Raw genomic sequence first — 15057 nt, 5'->3', positions numbered from 1 at the left:
CTGATCAGCCGCCGGTGCGTGTCCAACCGTTTGGTGAGTCACGAAGGCCCGTCCTAACGTCCGTCGCGAACAGTCCGCCCACTTGTCTCCAGGGGGCCCTGTGCGTATCCACCACCTCAACTGCGGTTCCCTCCGCAAGATTCCACCGCTCGGCGAAGAACCCACGGCAGGCGTCGTGAACCGGGAGCTGGCCGCTGTCTGCCATTGCCTGCTCATCGAGACGGATTCGGACGGGCTCGTCCTGGTCGATACTGGCCTCGGCACCGCCGACCTGCAGCACCCTGACCGGTCGCTGGGTGAGTAAGGATTATCGCCGCTGAGATGGTCAGGCCGGGTGCGCGGGTGACCGCCACCGGGCCGCGGTACGCGAACGCGCTCAAGAACCGGGATTAGCTGAGGTGCGTCGGCCCACTGTCCGGGCGTGATCAGCACCGCCAGGTGCCGGCAGCCGCCGTCTCCGGCCAGATGAATCTTCGTGGTCAGACCTCCTCTGGACCGGCCGAGCGCCTCGTCGGGGCGGTGCTGAGCAATGTCGTTCATTGCCTGGCCGCCGACGTCCGCGTGACAAGTCCGCGTGGCTGCACGCGCTGGTACTGCTCGACCTCATTGGTGGCGGCCCGGAGGGCATCTACGGCGCTCAGGCCGGCAATGAAACGGAACGAGTGATTCCGTGATATCTGTCACAGCCATTTCAGGCGACAGGGGGATCGATAGTAGATGACCCCTTGTGGATATAAGGTTATTTGTCCATCTCGATACGGACATGCCCTGGGCGGCGTTTGGTCGGCTTCGGTCGTCTCGGCGCATGCGCCCGCCTGTCGATCGCGCAGGCTTTTTTGACGGGGCGTCAAAAGGATCGGAAGGTTCCGCACGCGGGCCAGCACGCCCGTATGCACAAGGCAAGGGCATCCCTTCCTACTATCGCTGCTAGTAGAAGGGGGGCGTTGCCCTCAGCGCGCAGTGGTCCTAACAATGGCTGCCCGCAAAGGCGTCCCCGCAGGTCACGCACAGAATGGGCCGGGCCAACCGCTCTCGGTGGCGCTCCGCGATGACGAGTGAGGTCACACATGAGCAAGCACCGCAGAACGACGCATCACCGGAAGATAGCCATCGCTGCCGTCGCCATGGCGGCCGTGGGTGTGCCCTCTGTCGCCATCGCCTGTATGGACTCGGAGGGGACCGAGCACAGACGGTCCTACGGCCAGTGGGAGAGTGCAGGTTCCGCGCAGGGATGGGACGGGAACGAGTCCGAGCTGTGGTGGGACGGGGACAAGTGGGCCAGGAAGGCGTCCCCGCACGAGTCGCATGTCCCAACGGCGACGCAGGGCACCCCGAAGCCGGCGGCGCCCAAGCCGGCCGCGACGAAGGCGGCGCCCAAGCCCACCGCGACGAAGGCGGCGCCCAAGCCCACCGCGACGAAGGCCGCGCCCAAGCCCACCGCGACGAAGGCCGCGCCCAAGCCGGCCTCGCCGTCCACCGCGGCACCCGCGTCCGGTGATGTCGCCCGCGTTGTGGAACTCGTCAACAGTGAGCGCAGCAAGGCCGGTTGCTCCCCTGTGACGTTGAACGCGAAGCTGAGCAAGGCCGCGCAGGATCACAGCGAGGACATGGCGGCCCACCGGAACATGTCCCACACGGGCTCCGACGGCTCGGACGCGGGTGACCGGATCACGCGCGCCGGTTACAACTGGAGCACTTACGGCGAGAACGTCGCCTACGGTTACGAGACCCCCGAGAGTGTCATGGCGGGCTGGATGTCCAGCCCCGGCCACAAGGAGAACATCCTCAACTGCGCGTTCAAGGAGATCGGAGTCGGCCTCGCGCAGCCCGGTGACTACTGGACGCAGGACTTCGGCACGGCCCGATAGGCGGCGCTGCGAAAGGTTGGAGCGACAGCGGGAGGCCCTGCCGTGATCAGCCGGACGCTGTTGGCAAATCCGTGAGGGCTCGCGTGACGACCGCCTGTACTACCCCGTTGGGGTTGTGCAGGCCCTCGTCGTGTTCGGGGGGTCGTTGCGTGGGTGGAGCGGGCGGAGATCCCGGAGGAGACCGTGCGGGTGACTCGTGCGGTGTTCCCGAAGGGCTGCCTGGCGATGCTGGCGCGGATGTGCTCAGGCCGGTGTTCGCCGATGACGATTTTGAGAGCATGATTCCCCGTGCGGAGGCGTCCGGCGGTGTCGCGTCACGGTCTGGCGCTGGTGTCGGTGTTGCAGTTCGTCGAGGGGCTGACCGACCGGCAGGCCGCGTACGCGGTTCAGTCGCGTCTGGACTGGAAGTACGCCCTATCGCTGGAGCTGATGGAAACCGGGTTCCGGTGGACATCGACGTCGGCGGCCGTCATGCCGGTCTTGGAGGACCACGCCAACGGGCAGTGGTTCGCTGTCACCGCAACCGGTCGACCTGGCAGCACATGCCCGCCGGCCCGTGGGTGGCATGCCCGAGGGGAAACGACGGACGCGATCAGTCCGGTGGGCAAGGACTCGAAGCCGAAGTTCGTCGACGTGCTCGCCGTGTCCCATCACACCGCTGTGATCGGCCGGTTGTTCGTGCCTCGCCCTTGACTTCCAGGCATGTGTGCGAACGCTTCACCCGGAGCTGCCGTAACGCCGGCCGGCCGGTGATGGCAGAGCGGGCAGCCCCTTCATCAGGCGGCTCGCGCCGGCGGCGTAGGCGATGCCGAAGAGGAGCGCGGCGACGAAGGCCAGATGCCGCGAGAAACCGTCGATCAGCGGAAAGATCTGCCAGTGGGTCAGGTAGATGTACAGCGAGCTGGTGGCCAGGAGCCCTGCCAGCCGGTTGAGGCGTTCTCGGCTGGGCAGGGTGGGCACCCACACCAGAAGCACGAAGCCGGCCACGATGATTGCTTCCCGGCCGGGGTCGCCGGGGAAGAAGCCCGGCACGGTGGCCAGTGCCGCGGCGGTGACCAGCAGTCTGCGGCGTACGTTGCCGGCCTTCGCCGCTGCCCACCCGAGTGCGAACAGCCAGAATACGGTGACCGCGTCGGGCATCTCGGTGCGATGGGGCAGGCCGACGAGGTCGTATCGAGTGAGGAGCCCCAGGGCCGCGAGGCCCAGAGGCAGGGCATAGGGGAAGCGGCGCTCCACCCGGTCGGCCACAGGCAGGCAGATCAGGGCGACGACCGCGATCAGGATGTAGATCAAGGCCTCGATGAACCAGAAGTGCATGCCGGTCTTGAGGTCTTCGGGCCCGAAGACACTGTCGAGCAGAAAGAGATTGGCGAGTGTGTAGTCGTCGTTGAGGAGAAGTACGAAACCGATCCATGTCATGCTCGGCAACGCGACGCGGGTGATGCTGGTGCAGACCCGCCGTACGCGAACGCGCCGGTCGGCGGTGGTGAGGTGGAAGCGGGCGAAGTTGTACCCGGCGACCGCGAGCAGGATGTGTGCTCCGCCCTTGATGCCGAACACGTGGATGTGCGAGCCGACGATGCAGAAGATCGCCAGCGCGCGGAGGGCAACGCTGGTCTCCAGCCTTCGCGTGCGAGAGGGGAGGTCCGGCGGCTCGGACGCCCGGAGGTCTTTGATCCGCGTCGTGTGCCAGTGGGCCGGCAGGTGGCCGAGCCGCTCTTCGAGGTGGAGGGACATCTCGACGTACGAGAGCGAGTCCCCGCCCAGGCTGACGAAGGAACAGTTCGCCGTGACATCCCTCCGGTCGAGCACCTCCGCGTAGAGCAGGCACAGATCCGCAGTGCGGTCGCCTGGGGGAAGGGTGCGTTCCGTACGGGCTGCGGCGGCCGCGTGGCTCAGTGCGCGCACGGCTCGGTAGTCGGGCTTGCCCGTGGGCAGGCGGGGGAGGTCCGCCACCATGTGCACGTGGACCGCACGGGTCGGCAGGCCGCACTCGTCGGCGACGAGCGTGCGTATCCGTCGGGCTTCGGAGGTATCGGTTCCCACAACGGCTACGGACAGCGCTTCGTCGTCACCGGTGCACAGGGCGGTGACGCCGTCGCGTGCGAGCATCGCCTCGATCTGCTGGGGGTCGATGCGCAAGCCGAGGATCTTTGTGAACCGGCTGAGTCTGCCGGTGATTTCGTAGAGCCCATCGGGGGTGCGGCGCGCGGTGTCGCCGGTGTGGAGCTCGTTCACGGTCCGGCCCAGCCGGAGATCCTCCGGTGTGTGCGCGTAGCCGAGCATGACGTTGGGGCCGGTGTAGATCAGCTCTCCGGTGTTCTCATCGGGTTGGTCGGGTAGCGGCTGGAGCCGGAAGGAGCCGCCGGGGATGGGGATGCCGGCCGCCGCGGGGTGGGTTTCGGCGAGGTGCGGGGGCAGGTAGGCCATGCGGGCGGTCGCCTCGGTCTGGCCGTACATCACGAACAGCTCCCAGCCGGCGGAGCGGCCCATCGCGGCGTAGCGCCTGACCCTGTCGGGGGTGAGCCGTCCGCCTGCCTGGGTGATGTAGCGCAGGTGGGGGAGTTCCATCGAGGCGAAGCCGACCCGGTCGAGGAGGTCGAAGGTGTACGGGACCCCGGCGAGAGTCGTGCCGCGGTGGGTCTGGAACAGCTCCCAGAAGCAGGTGTCGGCGACCGACAGGTCGGTCAGGATCAGCCCCGCGCCGCGCAGGAGATGGCTGTGCACGACGGACAGGCCGTAGCAGTAGTGCAGGGGCAGGGTGGTCGCGGCGCGGTCGGTGTCGCGGATTTCGAGGTAGTCGGCGATGGACTTGGCGTTGGCCTGGAGGTTCTCGTGGGACAGTCGCACGAGCTTCGGGGATCCGGTCGAACCGGAGGTGCTCAGGAGCAGAGCGAGGTCGGTGTGCAGGTCGTGGACCGAACCCGGGCGACGCTCGTCGAGCACCCATGCGCTGCCATCGGGGTGGGCCACGACGTCCGGGTCGTACGCGTCGATCAGGGACTTGACGGCTTCGTCGTGGCCGCCCGGCACCAGGAGGAGGGGGTGCCCGGCCGCGAGGGCGGCGAGGTGGATGACGAGGGCGTCGAGGGTGTTCGCGCCGACCAGCATGACCAGACGGCGTTCGCTGCCGAGGCGGCGGGCCATCACGTCCACCCGGTGGGCCAGTTGGGCGTAGCTGACCCGGCCGTCGGCCGTGATGACCGCGGTCCGGTCGCCGTGGGCGGCGAGGCCGAGGACGAACGGGACGGACTTGCTGCCTGAACACAGGTCGGGAAGGACTGTCACGGGCGCATCTTAGGAAAGCCTTACCTCGCCCGATAGTCACAGGAAAGTCACAGGTGGCTCATTGGAGATCCACAAGAAGGTAAGCGGTATGCTCGGCTCCGCCGATGCGCCGGCGGAGCCGAATTGTTGTGTGCATCACCCTTGACCTTTAGGTTAGCTTTACCTTACTTATGGGGCGTTCACGTTCTCTGCTGCTGTTGCAGGAAGGCTCCCCATGCGACGCCCCTTGGCCCGACGCTTGACCGCGCTCTTCGCGGCGGCACTCCTCCTCCCCGCCGTCGCCGGCTGCGGCGTCGACGAGGACGACGCAGGGCTCGTGATCTACTCGGGCCGCAACGAGAAGCTGGTCGAGCCGCTCCTCGACGAGCTGGAGAAGGCCGTCGGCACCACGGTTGCCGTCCGGTACGGCGAGAGTGCCGAACTTGCGGCCCAGATCCAGGAAGAGGGCGCCAAGACCAAGGCCGGCCTCTTCTTCTCCCAGGACGCGGGCGCACTCGGTGCCCTCTCCACCAAGGGCCTGCTGCAGAAGCTGCCCCAGGAGTCGCTCGACAAGGTCGACCCGGCCTTCCGCGGCGGCGCGGGCGACTGGGTGGGCACCTCCGGACGGGTCCGCGTTCTCGCCTACCACCCCGACCAGGTCGCCAAGGTCCCGGACACCGTCCACGACCTGGTCAAGCCGGAGTGGAAGGGCAAGATCGGCTACGTCCCGACCAACGCCTCCTTCCAGGCATTCGTCACTGGCATGCGAGTCCTGGAGGGCGACGACGCCACCCGAGCCTGGCTCACGGGCCTGAAGGCCAACGAGCCCAAGGTCTACGACAACAACCTCAAGGTCCTCGACGCGGTCGGCGAGGGCGAGGTCTCGCTCGGCCTGATCAACCACTACTACTGGTACGAGCGGGTCGCCGAGGAGGGCGAGAACAAGGTCAAGGCGAAGATCCACTTCCTGCCCGGCGGAGACCCCGGCGCCCTCGTCAACGCCGCAGGCGTCGGCATCGTCAAGGGAAGCGACCAAGCCCCGGCCGCGCAGAAGGCCGTCGACTTCCTGCTGTCAGAGAAGGCGCAGAAGTACTTCGCAGAGGACACCAAGGAGTACCCCCTGGCCGCGGGCGTGACCAGCACGGTCAAGGGCCTGCCGCCGCTGGCCTCCCTCGACTCGCCCACGATCGACCTCGGCAAGCTGGAATCGCTTCAGGAGACCCTGAAGATGCTTCAGGACGCCGGGATGGTCTGATCCGGATGCATCCCACGGATCCCCTCGCGCAGACGGATCCGGCCGTCCGCCCGACCGGCGCCACCTCGCCGGCCGGGCGGTCGCGTGCCGGTCGTCCACCGGCTGCCCTCCTCGTCCCGGCGGCCGTCGCCGCCGTCTTCGCGCTCCTGCCCCTCGGCTACCTCGCGATACGCTCCCTGGAACGCGGCCCGGCCTTTGCCTGGGACGTCATCGCCGACGAACGCACCGCCCAACTCCTCGGCCGCAGCATGGGTCTGGCCGCCGTGGTCGTCGCCGCCTGCCTGGTTCTGGGCGTCTCGCTGGCCTGGCTCACCGCCCGCACCGCCCTGCCCGGTGCCCGGGCCTGGTCGGTGCTGGTGACCCTGCCGCTGGCCGTGCCCAGTTATGTCGCCGGGTTCGCCTGGCTGTCCGCCTTCCCCGACCTCGCGGGCTTCGCGGGAGCAGCCGTTGCCCTGACACTGGTGAGCTTCCCGTACGTCTACCTTCCCGTCACCGCCGCCCTGCGCGGGACCGATCCGGCACAGGAAGAGGTCTCCCGCTCGCTCGGCCACGGCCCGCTCAAGACCTTCCTGCGCGTCACCCTGCCGCAGCTGCGCCCCGCGGCCGCCGGCGGTGCGGTACTCGTCGCGCTGTACGTGTTCTCCGACTTCGGCGCCGTCTCCCTGATGCGCTACGACACCTTCACCCGAGGTATCTACACCTCCTACCGGGCCAGTTTCGACCGCACCCCAGCCGCCGCTCTCAGCGTCGTCCTCGTCGTGATGACGATCGCGCTCGTTGCCGCAGAGGCGCGTACCCGCGGCCGCGCGGGCCACGCCCGGACGGGCACCGGCACCGCACGCCCGGCCGTAACCCTGGCGCTCGGCCGGTGGCAACTCCCCGCGCTCGGCTGGTGCGCGGCGGTCACCGGCACTGCCGTCCTCACGCCGCTGGCCACCCTCGGCTACTGGCTCGCTGCCGGCAACTCCGCGACCTGGGACCCCGATAGGCTTGCCGACACTGCCGCCACGACCCTCGGCGTCGCCGCCGCGGGCGCCGCGCTCACCACGCTCCTCGCGCTGCCGGTCGGGGTGATCGCCGCCCGTCATCGCGGCCGCACCGCCACCTTGCTGGAGCATTCCGCCTACGCGGGCCACGCCCTCCCCGGCATCACCGTCGCACTGTCCCTGGTCTTCTTCGCCGTCCGCTACGCCGAACCCCTCTACCAGGAACTGCCTCTCCTCGTCTGCGCGTACGCGGTGCTGTTCCTGCCCGTTGCCGTGGCCGGCACCCGCGCCGCCGTGCTCCAGTCGCCCCCGGTGTTGGAGGACGTCGCCCGCTCGCTCGGACGCAGTCCGCTGAAGGTGCTGCGCGAGGTGACCGTGCCGCTGGCCGCCCCGGGCGTGGCCGCCGGAGCCGCCCTCACCTTCGTGGTCTGCATGAAGGAGCTTCCCGCGACCCTCCTGCTGCGCCCCACCGGCATGGACACCCTGGCCACCCGCCTCTGGACCGAGACCGGCACCGGATCGTTCGCCGCCGCGGCCCCCTACGCCGCCGCCCTGATCCTGCTGGCCGCCGTCCCGTCCTACTTCCTCGGAAGGCACCGCACATGACCGACCTGCAGATCACCGGGCTGACCAAGGCATACGGCCCCGGTGCGCCGGTCCTCGACGGCCTCGACCTCACCGTGCCCGGGGGCGCCCTGGCAGCCTTGCTGGGCCCCTCCGGATGCGGCAAGACCACCCTGCTGCGCATCATCGCCGGCTTCCTGCGTTCCGACGCCGGAACCGTCACCATCGGCGGACGCACCCTCAGCGGCCCCGGCGTGCACCTTCCCCCTGAGCAGCGCCGCATCGGCATTGTCCCCCAGGAGGGCGCCCTCTTCCCGCACCTCAGCGTGGCCCGCAACGTCGCCTTCGGCCTCCCCGGCCCCGATCGCTCCACCCGGCGGCTCCGCACCGAGGAAATGCTCGAACTCGTCGGCCTGTCCGGCTACGGCGACCGCATGCCGCACGAGCTCTCCGGCGGCCAGCAGCAGCGCGTCGCCCTCGCCCGGGCGCTGGCTCCGGAGCCGGCCCTCGTCCTGCTCGACGAGCCGTTCAACGCCCTCGACAGCGCCCTGCGCACTGGCGTACGGGCCGACGTGCGCGCAGCCCTGCATGCCACCGGCGCCACGGCGCTGCTGGTCACCCACGACCAGCAGGAGGCGCTCTCCACCGCCGACCTCGTCGCCGTCGTACGCGGCGGCAGGGTGGCCCAGTGCGACACACCGCACGAGGTCTACCGCCGGCCCGCCGACCCCTGGGTCGCGGCCTTCGTGGGCGACGCGGTACTCGTGACCGGCACCGCGGACCACAACAGGGTGGCAACCGCCCTGGGCAGTATCCCGCTCGCGGCCCCCACCGGCGAGCTCCGCCAGGGCGTGGTGCTGCTCCGTCCCGAGCAGCTTCGTCTGGTCGACCCGGATGCGGCGGAAGCAGGTGGCACGGTGACCGACGTCCGCTTCTACGGCCATGATGCGATGGTCAGCGTCGCCGTGGACGGCATCGACGGGGCCATCGACGTCCGCGTCCCCGGCCAGGCTGCTGCCCGACCCGGCGAGCGCACGGGCATCGAGGTGACGGGGGAGGCAACCCTCCACCCCGCTGCCATGTGATGCCGGTGCTCCGTTGTACTGCGGCCGCCTCTCCGCAGCCCGCCAGCTGCCGCGGCTTCGAGCGCCCTGGTTACACCGCTCGATTGGCTCTGTCGCACTTTCGGTGATGACGCAGGGACCGTAAATCGTTCGGCTCTGTCCCCGTAATCGGTGGTTGCACCCCGAGCGGGAGATCGCGACGGCGAGGCAGCGGATGCTCAGTCCGCCGTTGGGTGGCCCCGGAACCTTGTCCTCCCGGCTGGAGCCGGGAAGACAAGGGACTGCTTCCGTCAGCGCGGGCGCCGGGTCGCCAGCCAGAGGCAGATGCTGGGCGGTACGGCACCGGCCAGTCCCGCGAGCAGCGCCGCCCTCGCAATCGGCTCACTGAGGGTGGGCAGCACTCCGCTCAACACTCCCAGGGTGGTCGGCACGGTGATCCGGCAATCGCCCTCCTTGGTCATGGCCATGCCGCCGCCTTCGACGACGATGCCGTAGCCGTTGTCGAGGCATTCCTTGGTCCCGACGACATCGGCCCCGAGCCACAGCAGCGCGGCCAGTCCAGCGAGCACGAACGCACCGGTCAGGCCCATCCGTCGCAGGAATCGGTTCCGGTCGGGAATCTGCGGGTCTTGTGCGCTCATGCGGTCATCATCCTCGAATTCCAGACGTCAGCGGTTGGCGGGGCAGTCATATGTGCCGTTGGACTTGTAGGTGGGCGAGCCCCCGCGCACCCAGTCCGCGCAGCTCGGCACACGCCAGCCACGGTCTTTACTCACCAGACGCTCAGTGTCGGAGCCGAACCGGTTGAAGTTCAGTCCCATGCAGGAACTGCCGGGATCCATTCCCATGTCGTTGCAGTCGTTGCTGAGCTTCTGGGCGTCCATGCCGTACGGGGAGCTGGACTTCGCCCCCTTCTCCGCTGCGATCCAGAAGTAGTAGGTCACCCCGGCGCTGAGCTTCTTCGGGTAGCCCACGCCAACGGAGAAGTCCAGCTTCTGGCAAGAGTCGGTGGTGTCGTCCCAGTCCCAGTAAGGGATGGAGCTGCTGGGGAACGTCCAGCCGTACTTCACCGCGTTCCACTTGAACCCGGTCGACCATCCGGCCCAGAACTGCGTGTAGGCGCTGTCCGCGCAGTACGGGCGCGGGGCGATGTCCACCAAGTCGTAGTTGTACAGCGACAGGTTGTGCTCGTAGCCGAAGTCGTCGCCGAACGCGGCGAGGTCGCTGGAGGAGTACCAGCGAAGGTAGTGCCGGAAGTGGCGCGGCATATCGGTGGGGGACTCGTACGGGTTGTTGTAGGCCTGCATCGTCCCGTACCACGGTGACCACGGTTTGCCGATGTTCGCCGGGGCCGTTGGCTGGTCCGTGGTGGGCGCGTCTTGCTGGCTCTTCTCGGCGGCTGCCCTCATCTCCGCGCGGCGGCCTAGGAGCGTCTCGCGGTCCCGGGTTGCCGCGGCGGCCTGGTCCAGGGTGCCCGCAGGCAGCTGGTCAATGCCCGGCGCGTTGGAGTCGAAGACCTGGGCTCGGGCGAGGACCGGGCCCAGCGCCGTGAGCTGGGCGGTGGACACCTCGCCGTCCACCACGACGAGGAAGACCAGCGGCTCCACGCCGAACTCGGCGGTTACGCTCTTGCGCATGCTCTCGATGGCCTGGTCGGCCGGAACTCCGGGGCCCGGCTGGTCGCCGCCGCCGATGTCGCCGGTGTAGCGCAGCAGCAAGGGGTTGAGCCCGTCGAGACTGATCTTCAGCTCGTCGAGGGTCTGGGGAACGGCGAACAGCAGCCTCGTCACCTTGGGCTGTACCTGCGGGGCGCTCACCGTGACGGAGGTTGGCGGCTGCTCCTCAGCCGTCGACGCGGTGGCGGACGTAGTGGGCAGCAGGGTGAGCGCCAGACAGCCGGCGGCTGCCGCGGCTCCCAGCGTCAGCGAACGGAACTTCACGTATATCTCCTGATCTCAGCTCTTCGTCCGGGACAGGACGTCGCCGGTGCGGGCGTCGATCTCGACGCGTTCCACGTCCGGCACCTCCGCCCCGGGGCGGCCGGTGAGGCCGCGGTCGACGGTGACCGTCCATCGGCTGGCGTTCCATGTGTCGGCCAGGGCGGTGGTGGAGCCCTGGTCGTTGCCGATCGCGGTGCGGGCCGCGTCGATCGCCTCGTCCCGGCTGATCGCGAAGGCCGTCGCGGAGGCCGTGCCCTGGGTGCTCGCCAGGTAGGTGACGGCTCCTGTGCGGCGGTCGATCTCCACCGTCACCTCGCGCGCGCCTGCGTGGCCGTCCTGGACGGGGCGCCAGGTCAACAGGGTGAGGGCATCGCCCTCGATGTGGCTGACCGGCTGTTCAGCCACGAGATCCCAGCTCGCGTCCCATCCGGCGACATTGCGCTGGACGAACTGCTTCGCGGCAGCGCGGGCCTCGTCCGCGCCGAGCCGCACGTCCCCACTGGTCGCCGGAGTGCCCACGAGGTCGACCAGTGATCCGTCGGCGGCCAGCCGGTAGTCGACTCCCTCGGCGGTCTGGACGGTCGTGAGCGGCTCGCCCGCCGGTCCCTGCATGGTGGTCGTGTTCACGGGCGTCAGGGAGGCCGTGGTGGCGAACTGCGGGGTGGCAAGAGGCTGGCTGTTCCACGGCTCGCCCTCGCCCGCGGGTTGGAGCTTGACGGCTCCAGGGCTGGCCACCGCGCCACGGATCACGTACCGGTCCCAGCCGCCCGCCGAACCCTCCTTGGCCACGAGGTCGGTGCGGGCCCTGGCGAGCGCCGTGGACACAGTCACGCCCGTGGTGACGTGATAGGAGAACCGGCTCCAGAAGTAGTTGCCGGAGTAGTTCGTTGTGCTCGGCGACGTCCCGGCAGCGGTCGCCGGGTAGTAGACCAGGTCACTGAAGCTGATGACCGAGTCGACGCCGCGGGAGACCACGACCTTGTTGAAGTCCCCGAGCTGTCCGGCCTGGGCGGTGTCACAGCCTGCCAGGATGAGCAGCCGCATGTCGTCCACGTCGGTATACGGCAGGTACTCGGTGAAGAACCGCACATTCGCATAGAGCGGGAGGACGTCCTGCGTCCGGCCGGCGACGAGGACCGCGTCCTGGTCGTCCGAAGGCCCCTCGTCGGTCTGGAAGATGCCGCCGTTCGCGTGCCCGAACAGGGCGAAGACGCCTGAGTCCAATCCGTCTGACCACGCGTCGTCCGCGCTGCGCCCGGCGGTGTAGCTGGTGCCCGTGTAGCCGAGCGAGCGGGCCGCATCGCGGAACGCCGTGGCGCTGAGCCGGGTGTCCAGGCCGTCGTTGAACCGTCTGCCGAGGCTGGTCTCCTCGACCGCTGCCTGGGCGGGCAGCGTGCCGACCGTCAGAGCGCAGACGACGGCGATGGGTATTGCGAGCAGTGCACGACGGCGACGACGCCTGCCGTGGGTTGTGTATCGCATTGACTCTCCGCACTTCTGTGCCGCTCCAGGTGGTGGAGCGGCCTGTCACCTGCTCTACGAAGTCAGGCGGCAGGTCCCTCGCGAAGATTGGGGACTTTTTCTCGCGCGCCAGGGTCAGAGCAGCGGCTGGGGCAGCACATCCGACGACGGCGGGCCAGGGAGGTAAGGCGGGACGGGTACGGCATCATCCGGCCGCACGACGACATCTGGCTCAGCCGGTATCGGCAGAGGCGGCACGGGCGGCAGTGTCGGTAGCCCGGTGGAGGGCTGGCCGGGCAGCTGCGGCTGTTCCGGCACGAATCCATCAGCAGGGGTGGGACCACTCCCTGTCGGCGGGTTGCCCACCGCTCGGCCCGCTGGTCCTGGCAGGACCAGCGCCCCAGGGCCCTGCGGATCCGAGACAGGGGTCGGTCTTCTCGACGCCGGAAGATCCGGCTTGTCATGTGACGCCGGGTTCACGGCACCGGAGCGCTGGTCCCGGTCGGGCCGAGGAGCGATCACCCCGTCGGTCTCGGAAGGGGACGTCAGGACAAGGCCCGCGATCATCAGCGTCACGGCGGTGGACGCCAGCACTGCCGGCGGCGCGGCAGTCGGCGTACCGCCGACCAGACGGGGACGGCCCCGCCACATCCCCACGACGACGGCCAGTGTCGCTGCCAGCGCAGCCCGCAGTGTCCGCCGTGCCCGGCCCAGTAGGGATTCGGCAGCCTTGTAGGTCAAGCCCATGCGTTGCGCGACCTGCGCTACATCGAGGTCCTGCGCCTTCAGTCGCAGCGCCTCCACCTGATTCTTGGGGAGCTCGACACTCTGGAGAGCCAGCCACCGCGCCTCCGCACGGTCGCACACCGCTTCCTCGTGCGGCACCGTGCTGGGGACGGTCAGCGTCGAGCCGACGCGCCGGCATATCCCCGCATCCCGGCTGAGCTGTCGGTGCTGATCAATGCACAGCCGGATGGTGACCGAGGTCAGCCAAGCGCCGAGCCGGGAAGCGTCCAGGTGCGGGCGTTCCGCGGCTCTGGCCATTGCCTCGTGAACCGCGTCCTCGGCGTCCTGCAGACTCATTGACCGTCGTTGCGCCACCTTCAGCAACTGCTTGCGGTGGTTCCAAATCTGCTGCCATCGGTCGGCAGGTATTCCGGATGGCCCGGAATCCGGAATCTCACGCATACACCAACCTCGACTCTTCCACCAGGGCCAGGGAGTCCAGCGCCATCCTGCTAGAGACTCGGACGGCAATCTAACCCGAGGCCATGGCGGGCTCTGTCCGGGGGAGCGATCACAGACGTGAGCCTCCTCTCGCCGAAATCCAGCACGCCCCGCGGCCACGGGGCGCGTCGGCCTGCCGTTGGTGGTCCCCGACCAGGGCATCGACACCTCCCCCCGGTCGGCCGCGGTGAGAAGTACTGCAACCCCTGCAGGCGTGCCCACCCTCAGCGGCGTGAAAGTTGCGGGCGGTGCGGCTTTCAGGCCGCGGCGGGCTCTTCCCTCCGCCGTCTCGAACTCGATGTCCGGGTACGGGTCGTATGCATCCGGCGCACGGTCTGCTCCGTGGTGGCGTAGGTGCCCGGCCTCGTTGGTGGCCGCCGTCACGCGGCGGCGCAGCGACGGGTCCGAGATGAACCCGGCCAGACGGGGCTTGGTTGCGAACTCCACCTCGTCGGGGACCTCCGCCGCACGGCGCCGCTCGATGTCGGAGCACCAGGAGTGCTCGGGCAGGTACAGCCGACGGTCGATCAGCGCCCGTCCGCGCGTGGTGGCGTAGGCGAGGAAGACGCCGACCTGGCTGTTCTCGATCCGGCCTGCGGTTCCGGTGCACTGCCGTTGCACGCCCGCCGAGGCGCGGCCCTTCTTCATAAAGCCGGTCTCGTCCACGATCAGCATCCCGCCCGCGCCGAGGCGTTCGGTGACGTAGGCCCGGACATCGTCGCGGACCGCATCGGCGTCCCAGCTGGCACTGCGCAGCAGGCGCTGCATCTGCCCGGGCCGGGCATCGCCGGCCTGCTCGGCCAGCCGCCACTGGTTCTTGCGTTCGACGCCGGACAGCAGCCCGAGCAGACAGGCGCGGGCGGTCGCCCGGGGTTCCACCCGCCGGAACCGGCCCGCGATCCGGGCTGCGGCCTGGTCGAACATGGCTCGCCGGCGGGCAGCGTCTACGCTGCGGCCCGCGGCCACCGCACGATCTTCAGGAGTCCACACAACCCCCGATGATCAATCGGTGGCCGTTCGTGCTGCGGGCGGGCAGCGTTCACTCGTCGTAGTACTCACAGTCGTCACCCTGGACACGCGCCCCCAGCACCCCTGCGATCTCCCGCATCTTCTTGAGCAGAATCTCATCCGGGTTCTTCACCACGATCTGCCCCCCTTCCCAGTCCAACCAGGCCTCGTGAGTGTCCCGTTGCGGGTGGGTGGCCATCTGCGCCAGCCACTCGTGCCGGTACTCCCACACCACGTCCTGGCATCGCGGAGAAACCCGGGCCACCTGCACCATCTCCAGGTCGGGGTCGGCAGCGACCACCGCCGCCCACTCCTGCGTGGTGATCTGCTCACCCTTTTCCTCCCACCACGGCGTACGCCTGGTGATGTGTACGCCATAGCCCATGACTGCCACAGTAAGTGACGCTACTGACACCA

The 15057-nt window shown here is 69.1% G+C and carries 11 protein-coding genes and 3 pseudogenes; 6 read left to right on the top strand and 8 right to left on the bottom strand.

Annotated features, from left to right (window positions below):
• Window positions 1-100 precede the first annotated feature (100 nt).
• Window positions 101-304 (top strand): hypothetical protein, encoded by a 204-nt coding sequence (locus ACH5AF_RS25820; protein ID WP_398904829.1) that lies wholly within the window; start codon window positions 101-103, stop codon window positions 302-304.
• Here ACH5AF_RS25820 and ACH5AF_RS25815 read toward each other — a convergent pair.
• A pseudogene (locus ACH5AF_RS25815) lies at window positions 298-522 on the bottom strand (IS5/IS1182 family transposase); the annotation flags it as partial. The gene ACH5AF_RS25820 and the pseudogene ACH5AF_RS25815 overlap by 7 nt on opposite strands.
• A 545-nt stretch (window positions 523-1067) precedes the next feature.
• Between ACH5AF_RS25815 and ACH5AF_RS25810 the strand changes: the two are divergent.
• Window positions 1068-1868, top strand: a complete 801-nt coding sequence (locus tag ACH5AF_RS25810) for a CAP domain-containing protein (protein ID WP_398904625.1) — start codon at window positions 1068-1070, stop codon at window positions 1866-1868.
• A 153-nt stretch (window positions 1869-2021) separates the two neighbouring features.
• Window positions 2022-2330, top strand: a pseudogene (locus ACH5AF_RS25805) (transposase); the annotation flags it as partial.
• A 255-nt stretch (window positions 2331-2585) separates the two neighbouring features.
• On the opposite strand, the gene ACH5AF_RS25800 reads toward ACH5AF_RS25805, so the two are convergent.
• Complete coding sequence (locus ACH5AF_RS25800) at window positions 2586-5156, bottom strand: AMP-binding protein (protein WP_398904623.1); 2571 nt, start codon at window positions 5154-5156, stop codon at window positions 2586-2588.
• A 214-nt stretch (window positions 5157-5370) separates the two neighbouring features.
• Between ACH5AF_RS25800 and ACH5AF_RS25795 the strand changes: the two genes are divergently transcribed.
• Genes ACH5AF_RS25795 through ACH5AF_RS25785 form a run of 3 tightly spaced genes read left to right on the top strand, consistent with a single transcriptional unit; the run spans window position 5371 to window position 9025 of the window.
• A complete protein-coding gene (locus ACH5AF_RS25795; RefSeq protein ID WP_398904621.1) occupies window positions 5371-6390 on the top strand; it encodes an iron ABC transporter substrate-binding protein in 1020 nt (339 codons plus the stop codon).
• 5 nt (window positions 6391-6395) lie between these two features.
• A complete protein-coding gene (locus ACH5AF_RS25790) occupies window positions 6396-7982 on the top strand; it encodes an ABC transporter permease (protein WP_398904619.1) in 1587 nt (528 codons plus the stop codon).
• Window positions 7979-9025 carry an ABC transporter ATP-binding protein gene (locus ACH5AF_RS25785; RefSeq protein ID WP_398904617.1) on the top strand — a complete coding sequence of 349 codons (1047 nt, stop codon included), beginning with the start codon at window positions 7979-7981 and terminating at the stop codon, window positions 9023-9025. The genes ACH5AF_RS25790 and ACH5AF_RS25785 overlap by 4 nt, the downstream gene beginning before the upstream one ends.
• Window positions 9026-9294: 269 nt before the next feature.
• Here ACH5AF_RS25785 and ACH5AF_RS25780 read toward each other — a convergent pair whose 3' ends face one another.
• The 6 genes and pseudogenes from ACH5AF_RS25780 to ACH5AF_RS25755 all read right to left on the bottom strand — a co-directional run bounded on the left by ACH5AF_RS25780 (window position 9295) and on the right by ACH5AF_RS25755 (window position 15025).
• Entirely contained in the window at window positions 9295-9645 is a 351-nt protein-coding gene (locus tag ACH5AF_RS25780; RefSeq protein ID WP_398904615.1) for a hypothetical protein, read from the bottom strand.
• A gap of 27 nt (window positions 9646-9672) precedes the next feature.
• Window positions 9673-10944 (bottom strand): hypothetical protein, encoded by a 1272-nt coding sequence (locus tag ACH5AF_RS25775; RefSeq protein ID WP_398904613.1) that lies wholly within the window; start codon window positions 10942-10944, stop codon window positions 9673-9675.
• Window positions 10945-10959: 15 nt separating this feature from the next.
• Window positions 10960-12426 (bottom strand): PepSY domain-containing protein, encoded by a 1467-nt coding sequence (locus ACH5AF_RS25770; protein ID WP_398904611.1) that lies wholly within the window; start codon window positions 12424-12426, stop codon window positions 10960-10962.
• A gap of 114 nt (window positions 12427-12540) precedes the next feature.
• On the bottom strand, window positions 12541-13593 hold the full coding sequence (locus ACH5AF_RS25765) for a sigma-70 family RNA polymerase sigma factor (protein WP_398904813.1): 1053 nt from the start codon (window positions 13591-13593) through the stop codon (window positions 12541-12543).
• Between the two features lie 432 nt (window positions 13594-14025).
• Window positions 14026-14556: pseudogene (locus tag ACH5AF_RS25760) on the bottom strand (IS701 family transposase); the annotation flags it as partial.
• A gap of 115 nt (window positions 14557-14671) precedes the next feature.
• A complete protein-coding gene (locus ACH5AF_RS25755) occupies window positions 14672-15025 on the bottom strand; it encodes a hypothetical protein (protein ID WP_398904609.1) in 354 nt (117 codons plus the stop codon).
• Between the last annotated feature and the right edge of the window lie 32 nt (window positions 15026-15057).

Origin of the sequence: Streptomyces sp. NPDC018833, assembly GCF_044390825.1 — a bacterium.
GTDB lineage: Bacteria > Actinomycetota > Actinomycetes > Streptomycetales > Streptomycetaceae > Streptomyces.
The sequence above is the reverse complement of the archived record's forward strand: the minus strand, read 5'-3'. Positions and strand labels throughout refer to the sequence as shown.

Bases quoted from the DNA above. Each gene is read 5' to 3' on its own strand.
- ACH5AF_RS25810 (WP_398904625.1), top strand. From the start codon at position 1,068: ATGAGCAAGCACCGCAGAACGACGCATCACCGGAAGATAGCCATCGCT.
- ACH5AF_RS25795 (WP_398904621.1), top strand. From the start codon at position 5,371: ATGCGACGCCCCTTGGCCCGACGCTTGACCGCGCTCTTCGCGGCGGCA.
- ACH5AF_RS25790 (WP_398904619.1), top strand. From the start codon at position 6,396: ATGCATCCCACGGATCCCCTCGCGCAGACGGATCCGGCCGTCCGCCCG.
- ACH5AF_RS25785 (WP_398904617.1), top strand. From the start codon at position 7,979: ATGACCGACCTGCAGATCACCGGGCTGACCAAGGCATACGGCCCCGGT.
- ACH5AF_RS25780 (WP_398904615.1), bottom strand. From the start codon at position 9,645: ATGAGCGCACAAGACCCGCAGATTCCCGACCGGAACCGATTCCTGCGA.
- ACH5AF_RS25770 (WP_398904611.1), bottom strand. From the start codon at position 12,426: ATGCGATACACAACCCACGGCAGGCGTCGTCGCCGTCGTGCACTGCTC.
- ACH5AF_RS25765 (WP_398904813.1), bottom strand. From the start codon at position 13,593: ATGCGTGAGATTCCGGATTCCGGGCCATCCGGAATACCTGCCGACCGA.
- ACH5AF_RS25755 (WP_398904609.1), bottom strand. From the start codon at position 15,025: ATGGGCTATGGCGTACACATCACCAGGCGTACGCCGTGGTGGGAGGAA.